This window comes from Clostridium gelidum (assembly GCF_019977655.1).
Lineage (GTDB): Bacteria > Bacillota > Clostridia > Clostridiales > Clostridiaceae > Clostridium > Clostridium gelidum.
On sequence record NZ_AP024849.1, the window covers coordinates 5,038,532 to 5,058,480 of the forward strand.

Here is a 19,949-nt window from a genome sequence, read left to right on the forward strand (position 1 = left end):
TCATTATCCATTATCAACTATTAACTGTTAATTCTCTTATATGTATTCTGCATTATTCATTTTAATTTAAATATTGGCAAGTTGAGCTTATATATGATAGGCTCAACTTGCTCATTATTATATCATACTATTGTAAACTTCAAACTATCTAATTAATCCAGTAATTGTTTGAAGAATTTCATCTCCATTTGATATAAGCTTAGATGAAGCTTGAAAACTTCTAGTTGCTGTAATCAGCTCTGTAAATTGTTCTGTTAAATCTACATTTGACGCTTCAAGTGTTCCTGAATTAATACTTCCAAAGGCTTTACTATTATCCGCAGTTCCAGTTGCTCCAAGTTGTGACTTTACTAGAGCAGATCCTGAATTTGTTGATTCCGACAGCATATTACCTCCAATAGCTGTTAATCCTTCTGGATTTGTAAAACTTGCCATAGCTATTTGACCTATTGCAACTCTACTTCCGCCACTAAGATTAGCCGTAATAACCCCATCTGATCCTATATTGAAATCTTTAATTTTGTCAGCACCTATCGAAGCTGGTATTACTAATGGTACTAATGCATTTGCAACTGCAACTGCTCCATCAGCTGGAGCTCCTGTTACTATAATAGGTGTTATTGGTGTTGTAGTACTATATGTTATGAGTCCATTTGTAATTTGATACCCCATAACTCTCTGTCCATCAGTTGTTAATAAATTTCCGTCCTTATCTAAAGTTAAATTTCCATCTCTTGTATATGAAACTGATGACATTGCTGGGCTTCCAGAAGCTACTTTATTACCAGTTGAATCAATTTTTCCATTTACAGGGCCATTACAAACAATTAAATATCCCTCACCATCAACACAAACATCAAGCTTTCTTCCTGTTGCTAACTTATTTCCTTGTCCCATCATTTTATTTATACTTGATACGCTTGCTCCAAGACCTACTTGTTTAGCATTTGTACCACCTTTATTGGACGTAGGTGAAGTTGCTTCTCCGGAATTTTGATATAACATATCACTAAATGCCGTCCTTGAAGCCTTGAATGCCGTTGTGCTTTCATTGGCTATATTGTTAGCTACAACATCTAATTTAGTTTGATTAGCTTTCATTCCACTTATTCCTGTATACATAGATCTTAATGCCATAATATACTCCTCCTAAATCATATTTTTTAACTTGCTTCTATCGTTCAACAAGTTGAGGCCTCCCTTAGGTCCAGCCTATAAAATTACTACACTATCTATATTGGTAAATATATTGTCTTTTGCTCGTTCTTTATCAACAGCTGTTATAAGTGTTTTGTTTTCAACACTTGCAATTAGTGCCACGTCTTTATATAACATAACTGTATTCTTTGAATTTTTATCCTTTGCAATTTGAAATCCTTTTTCTATTTGTTTCATGTCTTCTTCTGTAAAATTAATTTCATTCAGTCTTAGTGCTGCATGTTTAGATACAGTAAAACCTTCATCTTTACTTTTTATACTATCTAGAACTTGTTTAAAACTTGTTTTATCCTTATCATTAGTTGTGCTATTTAGTTTAGTTTTTGTACTACTACCAATTTGACCAATATTCCCTACTGAATATGCTTGTCCGTTAATAATTCTATAACTCATCTATGCGCCTGTTGATGTACTAGATGATGTTGTTTTTGCCGCTGCATCTGCTGCTGCTTTATCTGCTGCTGTTTTTGCTAATGCTGCTTCTACTTCTTTTATTGTTGCAGTCATCTCATCAGGTGTCAAATCACCAGCTTTTATTATATCGTCATAGTTATAGGTCTTATTTGCTGTGTTATTTTCAGCATCTAAAACATCGACTTTTATTTTTACTTTTGCACTAACACCATCAATATAAGCACCTGTTACTTTTCCTTTTACAAAAGTAATCTTATTATCTGTACCTGTGCTTCCTATAACAACACTTTTTTGGCCACCCGCTAAAGCTGAAGCCGCTAAGAAATCTGAATTAATTGCCGTTTTACCATTTGAAATTGCGTTACTATTTGAAATTGCGTCAGTATCATTTGCTTGTACAGTTCCTATTACATTTTCAGCAGAAATTTCTTTTTCTTTTCCATCAATCTGCATTTTGAAATAAGTTCCTCCGGATTTTTTTATTACCTCAGTTACATAGCCTTGAATATATTCATTCTTATCATTTGTTTCATTTGTTATTACTGTTTTACCAACCATTTGTTGATAAGCAGAATTTGACATGGTAGTATTTAAATTTTGCATTTGTTCCATTGATGTAAATTGAGCCATTTGAGTAACATATGCAGTTGAATCTTGATTTTGTGATGGATCTAGATGACTTAGTTGTGCTGACAAAATCTTCAAAAACGCATTTTTATCCATAGTACTATCAGTTCGTCTTCTAATTTTTGTTCCATTTTCTGTGATTCCCGAAGTTGGAACATTGATAGTAGAATCATTAAATGCATTTACTGAATTACCCATATTTTTTACCTCCTATGCAAAAAATTCTATATTATTATTATTACTCGTTTCAATATTATCTATCAGATCTTCTTCAGTAATTGTTGCATTATTCTTACTATTGCTATTATTACTTCTCCCTTGTTCTTCTGAAAGTTGACTTCCAAATCCTTGTTGGTTAAAGAAAGTCGTATCATCTTGATAAAGTTCAATATTAACATCTGCTATTTTAATATTTTGCTCACCTAGTTGCTTTTTAATATCAACTAAATTTTGCGAAAGCAATGCAGTTGTTTCCTTTGAATTAGCTTTTAAATTAGCTTTCATAACTCCATCCTCTTGAATTAGTTTTATAGTTATTTCTCCTAAGTTTCCCGGATTAATCTTAACTGTTAATTCTTTAAGTGAATTATTACTCATAAATTTAACATCTTTTATTAAATCATCTGCAAATGTTGCTTTGTTGATTGTAAGTTCTTTAACCGCATCAACGCCTTGATTTTGAACAGTTTGATTTCTTGATGCAAATAAATTTATTTTATTTGAAGTGCTGTCCTTATCATCATTAATTAGTGACTTTAGGAACTTATCTTCTTTTGATACTTCTTTATTATCTTTTGTAGCTTCGCTCGTAGCATTCTTATTACTTTGATTTTCAGTTGAACTTTCTTTATTATCTTGTGAATAGTTTTTGTTTAACATATCTTCTAGCGTTAAAACTTTTCCATTTTGATTTTGCTTATTATCTAGGATATTAGATATTTGTGACATTAAGTTCTTTATCCCACTTTTAATATCTTTTGTGCCTTCAGTATTATCATCTGCAAGATTAGCACTTAAATTATTTAAAAGTTTTTCCATTGATTTTAGCGAATCAGTATCTAAATTACCCTTCACTGAGTCATTTTTCAAAAGTGCCACTAGCTTATCCATAATACTACTTGAATTACTTTTAGAAGCTTCATCTCCACTAATCCCATCAATCATAGTTTTTAAAGTTTCAGAATTAATTTCTCCATTTAACTTTAAATCTTCTTCCTTAACACCTAATTTATTAAGTAAATTTAGTAATTGAGTTAAGATATCATTAACGTCATCCTTAGAAGTAGATTTACTATCATCCTCTAGCTCTTCAAGTTTTCCTTTTAATTCATCAATTTTAGTAGTATCTTTAGTTTCAGTTGTAGTTTTATTAGTATCATCTACTTTTTGAATATTTTCATCTTTAGAATTAGTTTTTGAACTTAATACATCTTTAAATTCTTCACTTTTAGAAGTTTCATGTTTTGAAGTAGTTTTACTATTATCTGCCTTATACAATTCTGAAGTAGACTTACTAGATACTTTTGACCTTGAAGCTTTTGTTGAAAGTTCCATGCTATTATTTGTAAAATCATTTGATGTTTTTGTAGCTGTACTCATTATTCTCACCTCCCTTCAATTGTTAATTATCTTGATTTCTCACATACGCATAAAGAGCTAATTCATCAAGATTTATTTGTTCTACCCTATCTTGTTCCTTTACATATGCATCATACTGTTTATCCTTTAATGTCTGAACAGTTTTTCTTTCCATTTGTTTTGTAGTTAAATCTCTTCTTCTTTTATCAACTTCTTGATTTTTTATAACCAATTCTTTTTCATTTGACTTTATTCCATTTTGAACTCCTTGAATATAATATCTTTTTAATTTTTGATATATTATATCCTCATTAGGAGTTATCCCCTTATATTTATTATAATTTTGATTAAGTTCCTCTAATTTTTCTTCTATCTTATTTTTTTCTCTCTGACTTTCGGTAAATAACCTTTTACTTTCTTCTTCTTTTTCTTTTCTAATTTCAAGAAGCTTATCTAAACCAAACCTAAATCTTTCAGCCAAAGTGAAACACCCCTTTTCAGTTAACTGATCTAAACATTGATATTAAAGCATCTTCTGTCTCCTCAAAACTTGACTTTTCATCAATCCCTTGGCATAGAAACTTATTCAATGCATCATTATAATTGATTGCCATATCAATTTTTTTGTTACTGCCTTTAACATATGCACCTATATTTATTAAATCCTCTGAATCCTTATAAGTTGCTAAAAGATCTCTTGCTATAGATGCTGCTTCTTTATGTTCCTTAGGTGCTATCTGACTCATAAGTCTACTAACGCTATTTAATGTGTCAATAGCTGGATAATGATTTTTATGTGCTAAATCTCTTGACAGAACTATATGTCCATCTAATATACCTCTAACAGCATCTGCTATAGGTTCATTAAAATCATCGCCATCAACAAGTACGGTATAAAAGGCTGTTATTGATCCATCTGCAGATGTACCCGACCTTTCCATAAGTTTAGGAAGCTTAGCAAATACTGAAGGTGTATATCCTTTAGTTGCTGGTGGTTCACCTATAGCAAGTCCAACTTCTCTTTGAGCCATAGCAAATCTAGTAACAGAATCCATCATAAGAATCACCTTTTTGCCTTTATCTCTAAAATACTCTGCTATTGCTGTAGCTGTTAATGCTCCTTTAATTCTTATTAAAGCAGGCTTGTCGGATGTAGCACAAACTACAACAGATCTCTTCATACCTTCCGGTCCTAGATCATTTTCAATAAATTCTAAAACCTCTCTGCCTCTTTCACCTATTAATGCAATAACATTAACATCAGCCTTAGCTTCTCTTGCTATCATTCCGAGAGTTGTACTTTTACCAACACCACTACCTGCAAAAATACCAATTCTCTGTCCATCTCCACAAGTTAAAAATCCATCTATTGCTCTAACTCCAGTTGGCATTATATCTCTTATTCGTTTTCTTTTTAATGGATCTGGAGCATCATTTTCTAGAGGATAATCTTCACCTTCCATTGATATGATATCGCAATCTAGAGGATTACCAAGTCCATCAATTATATGTCCAAGTAATTTATCTGAACATTTAACACTTAATGGTTTATGTTGTGGTACAACTTTGCAACCTGGTGAAATTCCTATAAGTTCATCAAGAGGCATAAGAATTATGAATTCATCTCTAAATCCTACAACTTCACAATTTACAGGAGTATTTTTCTCATTATATATTACACAAAGTTCACCAACAAATGCCTTAATACCTTGTACTTCTATAGTAAGCCCTATTACTTTTTTAACAACGCCCTCACTATATATTGTTGATATACTATTGACTTTTTTAATTAACTTGTTAAAATCTAAGTCTAACTCCAACATATAGAACTACCCCCTTAATTCAAGTAAAAGTTAACAGTTGACAGTTGACAATGTATGATAAAATTTCTATGAAATTTCTTTAAATATATAATTTAAAAACTCCGTAGGAAAAGTGAGAGTCCAAATTTCATATTTGGCTACTCGAACTTTCTCTTTGAGATTTTTTCCTCAACTGTTAATTGTTAATTGTTAATTGTTAACTGAATAAAGCTTCTCGTATTTGTTCCATCCCAGTATCTACACCTACTTTAACTATTCCACTAGGTTTTTCCAAAATTGCATTTCCTGGTTCCATAAAATCATCAGTAATTATAAAAATCTCATCCTTTATTCCATATGACATCTTCCATCTTTGAACTTCAGATTTTAATTCTTCCACATGAATCGAATTTACTTTTAAAATAACATTATCTTCACCTTTTGAAATTTTAAAAGCCTCTTCAATAATTAAATTCATTGAATCATCATTACTTAATGCTTTTTTTGCAATATTTTCAGCTATCTCTAATGCTAATTTTACTACATCCACTTTTTTAGCTTCTAAATATTTTGAATAATTTTCATGTGCAGACTTCAAAAGTAATTCTGCTTTACTAACAATATCTGCTGCCTCTGCTTTTGCTACCTCAATTGTTTCATCATAAGCCTTTTTATATCCGTCATCATATCCATTTTGAAGTCCTTGTTCATATCCTGTTTCATAAGCCTTCTTTTCTGCCGCATTTGCCTCCATTTGTGCTCTTAAATCAATAACTTGTTTTTCTCGTTTGGCATCTTGTATTATTCTATGTCCAATATCTTCATAACGCCTTAGAAGTTCTTCCGGATCAATTTGAGGAACTTTTACTATGACCGTTTCTTCTTCTTCAACTGCTTGTTCTTCTAAAAGTTCTTCAAACATTGCTTTTGGCCTAACATACTCTGTTGAAATAACTTTACTTTCGCCTTCCTTTGCAAAACCATTCTTTATTAAACTATACGATGATTGCATCTTCTCCACCTCTTGCAATGATGATTTCGTTAGCATCATCTAACCTTCTAATAACAGAAACAATCTTTTGTTGTGCTTTTTCAACATCCATAAGTCTTACTGGTCCTAAGAATTCCATATCTTCCTTTAATGAAGCAGCAGCTCTCTTTGATTGATTCTTGTAAATACTATTAGCCACTTCATCAGAACATCCTTTAAGTGCAAGTGAAAGATCGTTAACTTCAACTTCTCTAAGTATTCTTTGAATAGATACATCATCAAGAGAAAGAATATCTTCGAATACAAACATTGAACTTTTAACTTTATCAGCAAGTTCTGCATCTTCTCTTTCTAAACCTTCAGTAATATTTTTTTCAGTTGTTCTATCAACTGCATTTAATATATTAACTAAAGTTTCTACTCCACCCAAAGATGTCATCTCAGTTCTTACTACTGAAGATAATTTACTTTCAAGTACAGATTCTATTTCTTTAATTACCATAGGTGAAGTATTATTCATGGTTGCTATTCTGTAAGCAACTTCACTTTGTGTTTCTTCTGGTAACTCTGCCATTACTTGTGCAGCTTTATCTGCTTGAAGATAACATAAAATGAGTGCAATAGTTTGAGGTTGTTCTGATATAATTACATTTAATAATTGATGAGAATCTGCCTTTCTTGCAATTGAAAAAGGTCTGTATTGAGCAGTAGCCTCTGATACTTTTTCCAATATTTCGCTTGCTCTTTGATTTCCTAATGCCTTTGATAATAATTGCTTAGCATAATCCATACCACCTTCAATTATATATTCTCTAGCTTTATTTATTTGTAAAAATTCATTTAATATTTCTTCCCTTTGTTCTGGCGTAACTGATGTGATATTAGCAATTTCATAAGTTATTTTTTGAATATCAGCTTCTGGCAATTTTTTCAATATTCCAGATGATGCTTCAGGCCCAAGTGTTATAAATAATATTGCCGCCTTATGAACTCCTGTTAATGCAACTGCTTCTTTTGCCATAGCTATCACCTACCTCTCATTTTCAGTCAACCATGATCTGATTATATCTACAACTTGTTCTGGCTTTTCTATTGCATATTTCTTAATCTCATTTTCTAAATGAGTCTTTTGTGATCTAGATTCAAATTCTATTGGTTCAAAAGTCTCTGGTTCTTTAGGGATTATACTATCATCTATTAATGTATCTAATAATTGATCATTTTCTACCTTCTTCTTCTTTCTTCTCTTTACAATTAAGAAAATAAGTAATCCTAAAACTAATGTTCCTAAAACTCCAGCAATAATAGTCATTGTATTTTTGCTAGTTGTTGCTGCTCCTGCACTTGCGGCTGCTTCGTCTGCCTTAGCTTTATCTTCAATCGTTGTATCAAATGGCATTCCAACCACTTGAACTTGATCTCCTCTAAGTGTATTTAATCCTATTGCATTTCCTACAAAGCTTTCAAGTTGTTGTCTAGTTGCATCATCTAAATCTCCATTAACCATAACTGCAGCTGTAAGCCTTTTAGTTTCTCCTGGTGAACTTATAACCTTTGATTCACTGTTACCAATTTCATAGTTAGTCTTTTGGTTGTCTTTACTTGAAGTTGAATTTCCACCATTATTAGTAGTTATTTGATTTTGCATATTATTATCTACAGGGCTTTGAGCTGTAGCTTTTCCTGCATCTGAAGTATTAGCTTCTTTAGAATTTTCTTGACTTATAATAACTTTATTTGGATCAACTACTTTTTTGGTCTCTTGCTTTGAGTCAAAGTCTAAATTAACATTAACAGTTGCTTTAACTTTATTTACGCCAAATCTTGGTTCCAACAACTCGACAATTTTCTTTTCAAGTCTATCTTCATCTACCTTTTCTGCATCTTGTTGTTTTGCTATTTCTTCTGAACTTGCTGGATTATTTTCATCATTATTAATATCTTTAGTAAGTAATTTCATATTCTGATCTACAACATCTATATTTGTCCTTGGAATATTGTCTACACTTCCTGATACTATTGCTACTATTGCTTTAACTTGATCTTCAGTAATTTTAGTTCCTTTTTTTAAAGTTAATGCAACAGCAGCTTTTCCAGGCTCTTTGTCTTTTGCAAAAACAGAATCTTTAGCCTCAGTAATATGTACTCTTGCATCTTCCACTTGAGGAAAAGCTTTTATAGTTTTCTCTAATTCCCCTTGTTGCATTCTAAGTTTTTTAATTTTAAATTCTTCATCTGTCATACCAAAAGAGCTTCCACTATCCATAAGTTCATAGCCTTTACTTCCAGATGTTAGATTTGGCGCTAATTTCATTCTTAATTCATAAACTTTATCTTTCAGAACCAAAATACTATTACCTTCTATTTTGTATTCTGTTTTGCTTTCCGTTAAAGTATTTACTACTGTTTGCGAATCTGTTGCATCAAGGTCAGAAAATAAAATCTGATATTTATTAGAAGAGGAATAAAAAAGTCCACTTATAATTGCTATAATAATTGCTATAATTGCTACTACTATAGCAATTTTTATTTTCTTACTCTGGGATTTAAACTTTTCCAAAAGCCCCTTAACTTTTTCTAAAAGTTTTTTCATTATTTAGCTCTCCTCACCTTACTACAATTGCAACCTTGATAATTGATTATATCCTTCCAATAGCTTGTCTCTAGTTTGAGTTAAAAATTGTAAGCTTAGACTAGCTTCTTGTGCCTTTATCATAACTTCATCAATATTAACATCTTCGCCCTTAATAAAACTTGTTGTAGTTGCATTAGATTTAAGCATCTTATCGTTAGTGTCATTCATATATTCTTTCAGAACATCTCCAAACCCAACTGAATTGATTTTTTCTTCTTTACTTTTATCACTGCTTTTATTATTTCCAACATTTTGAAATTTATTGTTAAATTGCACTTCATTTAATAAATAACTATCCTCTATTCTCATATTTCAAATCCTCCCTACTTCCCAATTTCTAAAGCTTTTGAAAACATGCTTTTTAAAGCACTAAAAGTATCAATGTTAGCATCATAAGACCTTGTTGCTACCATCATATCAGCCATTTCATTTAATACATTAACATTTGGCATGGTAACATATCCTGTTGTTTTATCCGCATCTGGATGAGTTGGATTATATACTTTTCTTAAAGGTGAGTTATCTTTTTCAATTTTCACTGCCTTAACTCCAGCCGCTTCCTTTTTAGCATCAAGAGCTTCTTGAAATACAGCTATCTTTCTAACATATGGTCCACTTCCATCAGCACTTCTTGTTGTACTTGCATTTGCCATATTAGAAGTTATAGTATCCATTCTTAATCTTTCTGCTGAAAGACCTGTTGCACTTATTTGCATAGAACTAAATGCGTTCATTCATAATCCCCCCATTTCATAAAAATCGTCATAATAATTTAATTTATTTGTCATTAAGTAATAAAAATTCTTTATCTTATCTAATTACAGTTTTCAAATTATTAAATTTGCTATTTATACTAGTAATTAAAGCATTATACTTTAATGTATTGGCAGCTTGGTTAACTTTTTCAAGATCTAAGTCAACATTATTACCATCGCTTCTCATGCTAGTACTTTTATCTTGTTCTATTGATATATTATCTTCATTTTTTGAATTACTACCAGCAAAATGAGCAGAATTAGTTCTCTTTAATTGAAATTCTGAAGACTTCTCTTCCTTTTTTAAATTCTCTTCAAAAACCACATTGAATTTCTTATAATCCTTAGTATTAATATTGGCCATGTTGTTGGCAATTGCTTTTGCCCTAGTATTTGATGCCTTAAGTCCTGATTTAATTAAATCATAAGAAGCATCAGAACTAATAGATTGAATCTCCATAATTTTACATCCTCACATTTCCCCATTTATTTTCATAAAAATCAAAAATTTCTTCTATAAATAGCAATTTTACCTTATTAACTATAACTTGTAAAATTGAATATTTTCCTCAATAATCTTAACTCACCTAAATTCTTTGTATTTTCTTCATATTTATTGATAACTTAATTATAGAATAATTAAAGTATTTTATCTATATCTTTTTTTAATATCTTCGCTACTTTATTTAGTAATGGTAACTTTTTTTATTTTTTTTAACATATTATTCTATTAATTAATGATATATTGTTAAGAAATTTGACTTTAAGACTATATATTTATACTATTATAAAATTATTTAAGATTTGACTTTATAATAATTTTCTAAAAACAAAAGGTGACTATGCAATTATAGTCACCAAAATATAACAAACTTAAACAAATATAAAATTTAATGCGACTAATTTTAGCTACTTTTTTAATATATATCACATTTTTAGGTATTTTATATTATAGCTATTTAACATTTTCTAAAATTTTCAAAGCATCTTTAGGGAAATTATTGCTTTGTGCCATTAATCCGATTGATGATTGTATCAATATTTGACTTGTCGAATATTTCATCATTTCTTCTGCAATATCAGCATCCCCAATCCTACTTTGAGCTGATTCAGTGTTAATACTTTTACTGCTTAAATAATCCGCTGTACCTTCTAATCGTTTTTGTATTGAACCATATTTACTTCTTACTTTACCAACCATTTCAACAGCCTTATCAATCGCCTCATTACCTGCATCTATATCATTTACATTTACAGTACTAATCCCTAAGTTCTCTGCACTAACATTGTAAAACGGTATATCCATATTTTCATCATCCATATTTCCAATACTTGTTTTTATTGTTGAAACATTTTCACCAGTTAAGGTAGAATCTGATAATTTAACTCCATTAAATTCAGTATTATTAGCTAACTCATTTATATTGGCTTTTATACTGTCAATTTCACTTTGGATAATTTTCTTATCATCAGGCGCTAAAGCTCCAGATCCGGCACTAACTGCTAATTCCTTCATTCTAACCAGATTATTATTCATTTCTTGAAGTGAGCTATCAAAAGTTTGAATTAAAGAATTAGTATCTTGAATATTTTTACTTGCAGCATCATAAGTTAATACCTGTATTTTTAGAGTTTCACTCTTACCTATTTTATTAGGATTATCTGCTGCAGAACTTAATTTGCTACCAGTACTTACATTGTTTAGTGCTTTAGCATTATCAGAAAGCGTATTTTTATAATTTTTATATATGTTCAATGAAAACATATTATGACTAAGTCTCACTTTAAAACCTCCTTTTTAAGAATAAATGGTAAATAATAACTATGAAATTTCATTACATTATCCCCGTTCATTCCCCATTAAAATTATACTCTTGCATCTATGTTCATACCTTTGCTCGTATCCACAGCCATATTACTTATCATGTCTGTCATCTGAGTTGCTTCTTGGCTTCCATTATTCATTGCCAACTTCATAACTGATATAGAAACTGCACTTTGAATAGCAGCTTGATGCATACCTGTTGATATTGTGCCTATATCCATAAAATCAAATCCTTTCTCTTAATCATTTACTAATGTATAATTAAAAAAATAACAAATCCTTATTCTAGTCTATTTTGTGCCATATATCTAACTATACTTTATTGTCGTAATGATAAAAAATATCTTTAGCAATACACCTCTATTATATTTTCCTTTATTCAATTCTTGTAAACTATACTGGTAACCTTGTGATGGATTTAGCTCGAGCTTGTTAGCGTAGTGAGTCTATTTTATAAATTTCTTCAGCTATTTTAATACATTCTTCTGTTTCATAACTACTTACTGATGTTGAACATTTATTAAGAAATTACAAGATATATCCTACTGTAGATCCTATGTATGTTCTTGAAGATTGCCAAGATTACCTAAATATACACTTAGGCATATAGGAATTTATGATAAAACGTCTTTTTTCTAACGTTACGCCCTCAACACTCAAGCTACAAAAATAAGCATCAGTAACTACTGTATTAGCTACTGATGCTCTTTCACTTTCTATATTTTTATTAAACTAATTATTTTACTTTTTATTCCAAGTCACAGTTGCCCTTGCGATGGAGATACGTTCTTCTATTTCATGAAAGTAGCATTATCAGTTAAATGAGTTAAAATCTATTTGAAGATTTTCATAAATATTTACTTTTACTTTATCTTTAAATGTGTAATTAACAGGCATACCATACCCATTATCATCTTCTAATGTGTAAACCAATATAGTATTCTTCATAGGATTTACAATCCAATATTCTTTAACTTTATATTTATCATATAGATTAAGCTTTTTTATATAGTCATTATTAGGATTATAAGGAGATACTACTTCAATTATCATATCTGGAGAACCAATGCAACCTTTATCATTTAATTTATCCTTATCACATATTACTGAAATATCTGGCTGAACTATATTTTTGCTATTATCAACCTCTTCATCATCATTAACTAAAATCACATCAAAGGGAGCAGGATAAACTTCACATTCCCCATTATTAGAAGTTATATAATTATTCAATTCTGTTATAATTTTAGATATTATTTTTTGATGTATTCTTGATGGTGCCGGTGACATTGCTAAGATTCTCCCTTCAATAATTTCTATGGAGTCATTTTCTGTAAAAGTTAGATAATCAACATAAGTATATACTTTGTTATTAATAGCGTTTATAGCCACTAGAAGCACTTCCTTTCTGTTTCAACATTCTATATTTTAGTCTTTCTATAACTTTATTTTATCAGAAATTTAGATTTTATTCCACACCATTTATATCATAACCCATGCGACAAAATAAACACCAATAGCTATTACTCCAGCCATTGATGCTCATTCCAATACTTTTTCATCCTCTATTCTTCTATTTTCACCATCTAATGCTTTAACCCGTGCTGCTAAGTTCTTTAGTCTAACATTTAATGATATTATTTCTTCTTTAGTAAGGTTTACCTCTTTAATCAATCTACTATTCCTCTGATTTGCAGTAACTTTTCCTCAATGATATCCAGCATCTCTTGTCTGTACTGCACCCACTGTAACTCCAATTTCAATTCTTGCTTTAGTTCTTCTCTTCCATACATCTATATTAAAACTAAAATCCAAGTAATTTCCTAGATTATGTGCTACTGCAGAATTCTTTATCATTTCTGTCATCCGTTTAGCATTTCCCTTGCCAGTATCCATAGCCATCATCATCACCGCTATGCCCAACAGATTCTTGTACCCTTGATTAACTCATTACCATTGATAATTGTGCTATATCAATAGTTAGCCCTCCAATATTTGTTTTTTAACTTTAATACTATAATTACTTAAAATATCAAGTATTTTCTCCTTCGATAAATCACCAGATACCAGGTAACATTGCGAGATATTTTCTAGTGCACCATTTTCTTTTTTATTTCTAGTATCTTTTCTATTGGTAATCCTGTACCATTAGCAACTATTTCTTCACTTACTCCAAGTCTTAGAAAATTGGTAGCATTTTCAATCGCATTTTCTGTTGCACCCTTTTCTTCTGCCGACTTTATCCTAGTCAATTGGTCACTGATTTCGGCTTGTCTAGCTTCATACAATATTCTAGCTTTTTCATCCTTACTTATTATCTTCAATAAGTCATAGGCTTTCTTTATATCCTTATTCTTTTCTGCTAACATTTCCATCACACCTTTCGATTTTGCATCTAAGAATTCCATCCATTGAACTATTGGGTCATTTTCATTTCTCTCAATATCATTATCAAATAGCTTTGGTATTTCCAAGAAATGCACTTCAAGTATATCCGTCAATCTATATCCTGTTTCGTCTTCTGTTAAATGATAGCTTGAGTAGAGCTTCTTCAGTGGTGTACACTTGAAGTCTACTATGTTTATAGTTACACATTTCTTGAGCTTATCATATGTGTCTCCTGGCTTTATTTGACTTGTATACATCTTACTCCAGTAAAACATAGTGCGCTCTGCCATGTATTCTGTTGGTAGTATTTGTATCTCAACATCTATTTGCTTGCCTACTTTTGTTTTTACTCGTACATCAAGTATCCCTTTTTTATCTTCCTTAAATTCCTTTAGCAGTTCACTATTTATTATTTCTATTCCTTCAAATTCTTCTTCTGGTAAAACCAATATATCACTTAGAAGTGCTATTAGAAGGTCTTTATGTTTCTCATTTCCAAATATATACTTAAATACAAAATCATATTTAGGGGACATTATGAATTTATCATCTATTATTTTCACTTTTTTCCTAGGCATTCTATCACATCCTCTATATTTAGATTTGACTATTGTACTTCATTATATTCATGTTTGTATACTTTTATTTTATCAGAAAATTAGGTTTTATTCTACACCATTTACATCAAACACACCCATACAATAAACTAAGCACCAATAGCTATTTCCGTAGCCATTGATGCTCATTCTAATATCTTTCCATCTTCTATTCTTCTACTTTCACTATCAAGCGCTTTAACCTGTTCTTCTAAATCTTTGATTTCAGAATTTATAGCCTGAGTTTCATCTGAACTAAGATTTTCCTCTATAGCTATTTCTGCCATTTTTCTCATTTTTAATAGCTTTTCCTCAATTATGTCTAACATTCTTGTTCTATACTTTACCCATTGAAGTTCTGCTTTTAATTGTTGTATTAGTTCTTCTCTTTCATCCATCACATAGTAATTTCCTTCCTTAATTTAAAGGATCACAGTAAAAATTATTCAATATTATAATTTCTTCTTTGTCTTTTTTATAATAAGCTTCAACTATCCTTTTTGCTCTATCATGTATTTATTCTACCATATTTATTTAAACACAGATATAATCACATCCAATATATACAATAAAATAAGCATCAATAGCCATTCTTTACCCGGCTACTGATACTTATTCTAATATCTTACTATCTTCTATTCTTCTGCTTTCACTATCAAGTGCTTTAACCGGTTCTTCCAAATTATGAATTTCAAGATTATATAAAGCCAAAGCAAGACTAAATCTTATTCAAACTAATTTTTAACGACAAATACTATTATTACTACTTATCGACGCTTCAGTTTCTTTTATCCCATCCAATAAGTTTTTTCGCCTTAGAATAGTTACATTTCAATTTCATTATTTCGCTTTGAGGATGAATATGCTTAACATGATTTATATTTACTCTATTCTTAGATATTATTTGAGAAAGTTCTTTAATAGTAACATTTCTTCCTGTTCCAGCATTAAAAATTTAACTTCTAAAAAATCTACAAATGTTATATAATTTAAGTTATGCACTGACAGAAAAATAACTATTTATATAAAATAATAATATACATTTATTAGGAGTTGTTAAATATGATTGATTATACTATAGATAAGCACATATACAATATTGACTTGTTAAAAGAATTATGTATTGCGGCTGAAAAAGCAGATAGTGAAAATGAAATGTTCTCGGTAATTAACAAATTATCAGAGTTTATTCAAGAGAATCCACAGTATTCTTATATACAGAGCTTTGATATTGCAGAAAACTTACTGATTGATATTATTAATTTTTCAAATAGTCAGGAATATAATCTAAATAACTTTATAGAAAGATATATAAATATTACGAATAATCAATTAATAATGGCTGATATTATTGATAAAAGCTACAAAATAAATGTTTATTTTGTAGGTATAGATAGATATGAATTAATTCCAAATATAATTAATAAAAATATAAATTTCATTTGTATTTCGTTAGATGTTGAAAATGTCTTTAAAAAGAAAAAACATGAATTCGATGTCTTAATCTTAAGTGAAGAAGCTACTTCACAAAATCATGATTTAACTAGTTTATTTGATAAAATAATATATTATGATAAATACATAAATAATACGTTTATATTGGTAGATAAGTTATTCTACAATAATTATGATTACAATTATCTTGTCAATTCAATTACTAAAGCAAAAAATAATAACACACATGAAATTTTTGTTGGACATTCTTATTCTTTGAATGGAATTGATGATACAAAACTCAATGAGAATATCGTAAATTTAAGTTTGTCTTCTCAAGATATATACTACTCAATTAAAATAGCTAAGGAAATCATAGACTATAATAGTACCATTAGAAAATGCTATATTGGAACTGGCTATTGGACCTTTCATTTTGACTTATCAAAATCAAAAAACAATGAAGCTATTGGAATAGAAAAGATATTTTATCCTATATTTGAGGATAGTCATCATTATGAATATGTTAATACGAAAAGCATTATAAATCTTAATGAACATGTTGATACGTTAAGCAGAGCAATATTCAATATAGATGCACTATATAATTGCTTAAGTAAACTTATTTATGATAGTAATAAAAGTTACTTTACTAGTTCTATAACAAGGCAATCATTAAGCTTATTGGGTGATAAAAATTTAGATTTACTAGATGCTGAAGAAAAATATTTGCTTGGTAAAGTTAGAGCAGAACAGCATAATAAATTGATTCAATATCAAATAACTAAAGAAGAAAATAAAGCTTTATTAAGTGAATTTTTAATATATTTGAAAAAAAGAAATGTACAACCTGTAATAGTAAATTTCCCAACATCAAAGTATTATAATAAATTTTTAGATAAAAGATTCAAGGAAGAGTATTATGATATAATTGAAAGCTTAAATAAGGAAAGTAAACTTGAATTTATAGATTTAAATAATAATCTATTTAATGATGAGGACTTTAGAGATTTTGATCACATGAGTGATTTGGGTGCATATAAAATAAACAATATTTTAAAAATATAAATATTGTGTACAAAGGAGAGTGGAAATCAACATTTTATCCACTCTTCTGTCTCTTTTATCCCCTCTTCTAAACTATATTGTGGTTCCCATCCAATAAGTTTTTTTGCCTTATCATAGTTACATTTCAATTTCATCATTTCACTTTGAGGGTGAATATGCTTACGTGATTTATGTTTACTCTATTATTAGAAATTATTTTAGCAAGTTCATTAATTGTTACATCTCTTCCTGTTTCTGCATTAAGAATTTCTCCATTTACGTTATCATTATAACCTGATTCAACTACAAATCTAGCACAATCTTTAACATACAGCAAATTTCTAGTTTGCTCTCCAGTACCATATATATTTATATCTTTTGTATCTAAGAAGTTATTAATTAACTCTACTGTATTTAATTTTGTTACAATTTGTAGTAAAATATCATTTTCGTCATTAAGCATATTAATGCTACAAGAGCTGGAACCTAAAGAAAATATCTATCTAAAATAAAAATATTCTTTAATAACCTTTATCATATATTCAAGTCTATCATCATCCATTCCAGGATATACTCCAATCCAGAATGTATCATTCATTATTTTATCAGTATTTTTAAGATTTCCTACTATTCTATATCCAGCTTCTGATTCTCTCATTTCATCAAAGCAAGGCTGCTTAATTAAGTTTCCTGCAAAAAGCATACGAGTTTGAATTCCTTTATCTTCAAGATATCTTACAAAGCCTTCTCTACTAATACCACTATCATCTTTTAAAGTTATCAAAAATCCAAACCATGATGGTTCAGTATTTTCATCTAACTTAGGTAAAATAATTTTATCTGAAAGACAATTAAGTCCTTCTCTTAATCTAATCCAATTATTCTTCCTTGCTTCTATAAAAAATGGTAGCTTTCTGATTTGCTCACATCCAATTGCAGCTTGCATATCAGTTATTTTTAGATTATATCCAAAATGTGAATATACATATTTATGGTCATAGCCTTTAGGTAATTCACCAGATTGTCCATTAAATCTGTTTTCACACAAATTATCGACTCCAGATGGGCATGCACAATCCCGCCCCCAATCTCTCATAGATTTAATTATCTTATTAAGCAGTGAATTATCAGTATAGACTGCACCACCCTCCCCCATAGTAATGTGATGTGGTGGATAAAAACTAGATGTCCCTATGTCCCCTATAGTTCCCGTATATTTCCATTCTCCATTAATGCAATATTTCGATCCAAGAGCATCACAATTATCTTCTATAAGCCAAAGATTATGTTTATCGCAAAACTCCTTTACTTTATAAAGATTAAATGGATTCCCTAAGGTATGTGCAACCATAACAGCCTTTGTCTTATTTGACAATGCCTCTTCAAGCATATTAATATCTATATTATACTCAGGAATTGTAACATCCACAAAAACTGGCACTACACCATATTGAATTATAGGAGCAACAGTTGTTGGAAATCCAGCTGCGACGGTTATAACTTCATCACCTTTATTTATTTTTCGTTCCTTAAGTAATGGAGAAGTCAATGCAGCAAAAGCAATTAAATTAGCAGATGAACCTGAATTCACTACAGAACAATACTTAGTTCCAAGAAATTCTGCAAATTCCTTTTCAAATCTATCAGAATATCTCCCCATTGTAAGCCAGAAATCTAATGAGCTATCAACTAAACTACATACTTCATCTTCATCAAAAATTCTTCCAGAGTATGATATTCTGTCTCCAACCTTGAATGTTGTATCTTTTTTAAGAAATTGATTATAGTATTGTTTTACTAAATTTAAGATTTCTTGTCTTGCTTCATTTTCTGTTTTATTTTCAAACATTTTTCTCCTCCATTTACTTGAACTAATATAATATTATTATCGTTTATCTCTTTCTTTAACGCTTGGTAATAATCCTATAAATCTTGATAATGAAATTAGTGTCATTAAAAATCCACAAATTATTTCAAAAAATATTATATTAGATATTACACTTCCAACGGAATCATTAACTTTGCTTACTATATCCATGTTATAGGTTGTCATACATAATATACTAGAAATAATGATATCACCTAAAGAAATTGACAGTTCCGAAAATAATTTTATAGTTGTTATTATAATAGTAGAATACCAAAAGATTATTTCAACATAATTTTGCAGAAGGCTAATAACCATTCTCGTTACAGAATATATCTCATAACTATTGCCTTCTTTTCTTTTTCTATATCCATCAAATAATAATACATTAACTTGATAGACTATAATTTCAAAAATTCTTTCTATGGAATATACACCAATTATATAGAATATTACTTTATATTTAGTATCTAAGTAATATAAAATTATTGGAGAAATGAGTGACATAATTAGATTAGATAATACCCAACTATCAACAAATCTATAACTTTTAAAAATATGTACTCCATGCTTATTTACAATATCTATCCTTCTAATAAGTGAGAAGATCGAAATTGTACTTAAAACCCTAAATATCCCCTCCCAAAACTCAACTATAAAGCTTTTATTCCAAAAATTTTCATTTTCTTCTTTTATAGAGGTTTTAGTCCAATAACATTCAATTTCTTCTTTATTATTATTTTTAAACTGTTCATTATTGTCAGCTTTCATC

The 19,949-nt window shown here is 29.6% G+C and carries 22 protein-coding genes and 2 pseudogenes; 1 reads left to right on the forward strand and 23 read right to left on the reverse strand.

Annotated elements, in window-relative coordinates; all coding sequences use genetic code 11:
- Positions 1–144: 144 nt before the first annotated feature.
- The 20 genes and pseudogenes from psyc5s11_RS23250 to psyc5s11_RS23340 all read right to left on the reverse strand — a co-directional run.
- The gene (locus tag psyc5s11_RS23250) at positions 145–1,137 is read right to left on the reverse strand and encodes a flagellar hook-basal body complex protein (protein ID WP_224034841.1); all 993 of its coding nucleotides are present in this window, start codon (positions 1,135–1,137) and stop codon (positions 145–147) included.
- Between the two features lie 75 nt (positions 1,138–1,212).
- The gene (locus psyc5s11_RS23255; protein WP_224034842.1) at positions 1,213–1,611 is read right to left on the reverse strand and encodes a TIGR02530 family flagellar biosynthesis protein; all 399 of its coding nucleotides are present in this window, start codon (positions 1,609–1,611) and stop codon (positions 1,213–1,215) included.
- Entirely contained in the window at positions 1,612–2,457 is an 846-nt protein-coding gene (locus psyc5s11_RS23260; protein WP_224034843.1) for a flagellar hook capping FlgD N-terminal domain-containing protein, read from the reverse strand.
- Between the two features lie 12 nt (positions 2,458–2,469).
- Positions 2,470–3,858: a flagellar hook-length control protein FliK gene (locus psyc5s11_RS23265; RefSeq protein WP_224034844.1), complete on the reverse strand. Its 1,389-nt coding sequence runs from the start codon at positions 3,856–3,858 to the stop codon at positions 2,470–2,472.
- A gap of 22 nt (positions 3,859–3,880) precedes the next feature.
- Positions 3,881–4,318, reverse strand: coding sequence for a flagellar export protein FliJ (fliJ, locus tag psyc5s11_RS23270; protein WP_224034845.1), 438 nt, complete (start codon positions 4,316–4,318; stop codon positions 3,881–3,883).
- A gap of 16 nt (positions 4,319–4,334) precedes the next feature.
- Entirely contained in the window at positions 4,335–5,660 is a 1,326-nt protein-coding gene (gene fliI, locus psyc5s11_RS23275) for a flagellar protein export ATPase FliI (RefSeq protein WP_224034846.1), read from the reverse strand.
- Between the two features lie 196 nt (positions 5,661–5,856).
- Positions 5,857–6,651: a FliH/SctL family protein gene (locus psyc5s11_RS23280; RefSeq protein ID WP_224034847.1), complete on the reverse strand. Its 795-nt coding sequence runs from the start codon at positions 6,649–6,651 to the stop codon at positions 5,857–5,859.
- The gene (gene fliG / locus psyc5s11_RS23285) at positions 6,635–7,651 is read right to left on the reverse strand and encodes a flagellar motor switch protein FliG (protein WP_224034848.1); all 1,017 of its coding nucleotides are present in this window, start codon (positions 7,649–7,651) and stop codon (positions 6,635–6,637) included. The genes psyc5s11_RS23280 and fliG overlap by 17 nt, the downstream gene beginning before the upstream one ends.
- A 9-nt stretch (positions 7,652–7,660) precedes the next feature.
- Positions 7,661–9,223, reverse strand: coding sequence for a flagellar basal-body MS-ring/collar protein FliF (gene fliF / locus psyc5s11_RS23290; RefSeq protein WP_224034849.1), 1,563 nt, complete (start codon positions 9,221–9,223; stop codon positions 7,661–7,663).
- Between the two features lie 21 nt (positions 9,224–9,244).
- Positions 9,245–9,574: a flagellar hook-basal body complex protein FliE gene (fliE, locus tag psyc5s11_RS23295; protein WP_224034850.1), complete on the reverse strand. Its 330-nt coding sequence runs from the start codon at positions 9,572–9,574 to the stop codon at positions 9,245–9,247.
- A 14-nt stretch (positions 9,575–9,588) separates the two neighbouring features.
- Positions 9,589–9,999 (reverse strand): flagellar basal body rod protein FlgC, encoded by a 411-nt coding sequence (gene flgC / locus psyc5s11_RS23300; protein ID WP_224034851.1) that lies wholly within the window; start codon positions 9,997–9,999, stop codon positions 9,589–9,591.
- 76 nt (positions 10,000–10,075) lie between these two features.
- On the reverse strand, positions 10,076–10,480 hold the full coding sequence (gene flgB, locus psyc5s11_RS23305) for a flagellar basal body rod protein FlgB (RefSeq protein ID WP_224034852.1): 405 nt from the start codon (positions 10,478–10,480) through the stop codon (positions 10,076–10,078).
- A gap of 495 nt (positions 10,481–10,975) precedes the next feature.
- Positions 10,976–11,803, reverse strand: coding sequence for a flagellin (locus psyc5s11_RS23310; RefSeq protein ID WP_224034853.1), 828 nt, complete (start codon positions 11,801–11,803; stop codon positions 10,976–10,978).
- A gap of 83 nt (positions 11,804–11,886) precedes the next feature.
- Positions 11,887–12,066: a YjfB family protein gene (locus psyc5s11_RS23315; protein WP_224034854.1), complete on the reverse strand. Its 180-nt coding sequence runs from the start codon at positions 12,064–12,066 to the stop codon at positions 11,887–11,889.
- 592 nt (positions 12,067–12,658) lie between these two features.
- Positions 12,659–13,237 (reverse strand): Uma2 family endonuclease, encoded by a 579-nt coding sequence (locus psyc5s11_RS23320; RefSeq protein WP_224034855.1) that lies wholly within the window; start codon positions 13,235–13,237, stop codon positions 12,659–12,661.
- A gap of 150 nt (positions 13,238–13,387) precedes the next feature.
- Positions 13,388–13,519 (reverse strand): hypothetical protein, encoded by a 132-nt coding sequence (locus psyc5s11_RS27955; RefSeq protein ID WP_258712382.1) that lies wholly within the window; start codon positions 13,517–13,519, stop codon positions 13,388–13,390.
- A gap of 33 nt (positions 13,520–13,552) precedes the next feature.
- On the reverse strand, positions 13,553–13,768 hold the full coding sequence (locus psyc5s11_RS23325) for a YjfB family protein (RefSeq protein ID WP_224034856.1): 216 nt from the start codon (positions 13,766–13,768) through the stop codon (positions 13,553–13,555).
- Between the two features lie 167 nt (positions 13,769–13,935).
- On the reverse strand, positions 13,936–14,811 hold the full coding sequence (locus tag psyc5s11_RS23330; RefSeq protein WP_224034857.1) for an Rpn family recombination-promoting nuclease/putative transposase: 876 nt from the start codon (positions 14,809–14,811) through the stop codon (positions 13,936–13,938).
- Positions 14,812–14,975: 164 nt separating this feature from the next.
- Positions 14,976–15,227, reverse strand: a complete 252-nt coding sequence (locus psyc5s11_RS23335) for a hypothetical protein (protein ID WP_224038256.1) — start codon at positions 15,225–15,227, stop codon at positions 14,976–14,978.
- 380 nt (positions 15,228–15,607) lie between these two features.
- Positions 15,608–15,784 (reverse strand): annotated as a pseudogene (locus psyc5s11_RS23340) (NAD-dependent dehydratase); the annotation flags it as partial.
- Positions 15,785–15,891: 107 nt separating this feature from the next.
- Between psyc5s11_RS23340 and psyc5s11_RS23345 the strand changes: the two are divergent.
- Entirely contained in the window at positions 15,892–17,331 is a 1,440-nt protein-coding gene (locus psyc5s11_RS23345; RefSeq protein ID WP_224034858.1) for a hypothetical protein, read from the forward strand.
- A gap of 26 nt (positions 17,332–17,357) precedes the next feature.
- Here psyc5s11_RS23345 and psyc5s11_RS23350 read toward each other — a convergent pair.
- From psyc5s11_RS23350 to psyc5s11_RS23360, 3 genes and pseudogenes are all read right to left on the reverse strand, one after another.
- Positions 17,358–17,710, reverse strand: a pseudogene (locus psyc5s11_RS23350) (NAD-dependent epimerase/dehydratase family protein); the annotation flags it as partial.
- A 99-nt stretch (positions 17,711–17,809) separates the two neighbouring features.
- Positions 17,810–19,159, reverse strand: coding sequence for a lipopolysaccharide biosynthesis protein RfbH (rfbH, locus tag psyc5s11_RS23355; protein WP_224034859.1), 1,350 nt, complete (start codon positions 19,157–19,159; stop codon positions 17,810–17,812).
- A 36-nt stretch (positions 19,160–19,195) separates the two neighbouring features.
- Entirely contained in the window at positions 19,196–19,948 is a 753-nt protein-coding gene (locus psyc5s11_RS23360) for a hypothetical protein (protein WP_224034860.1), read from the reverse strand.
- Position 19,949: the final 1 nt, after the last annotated feature.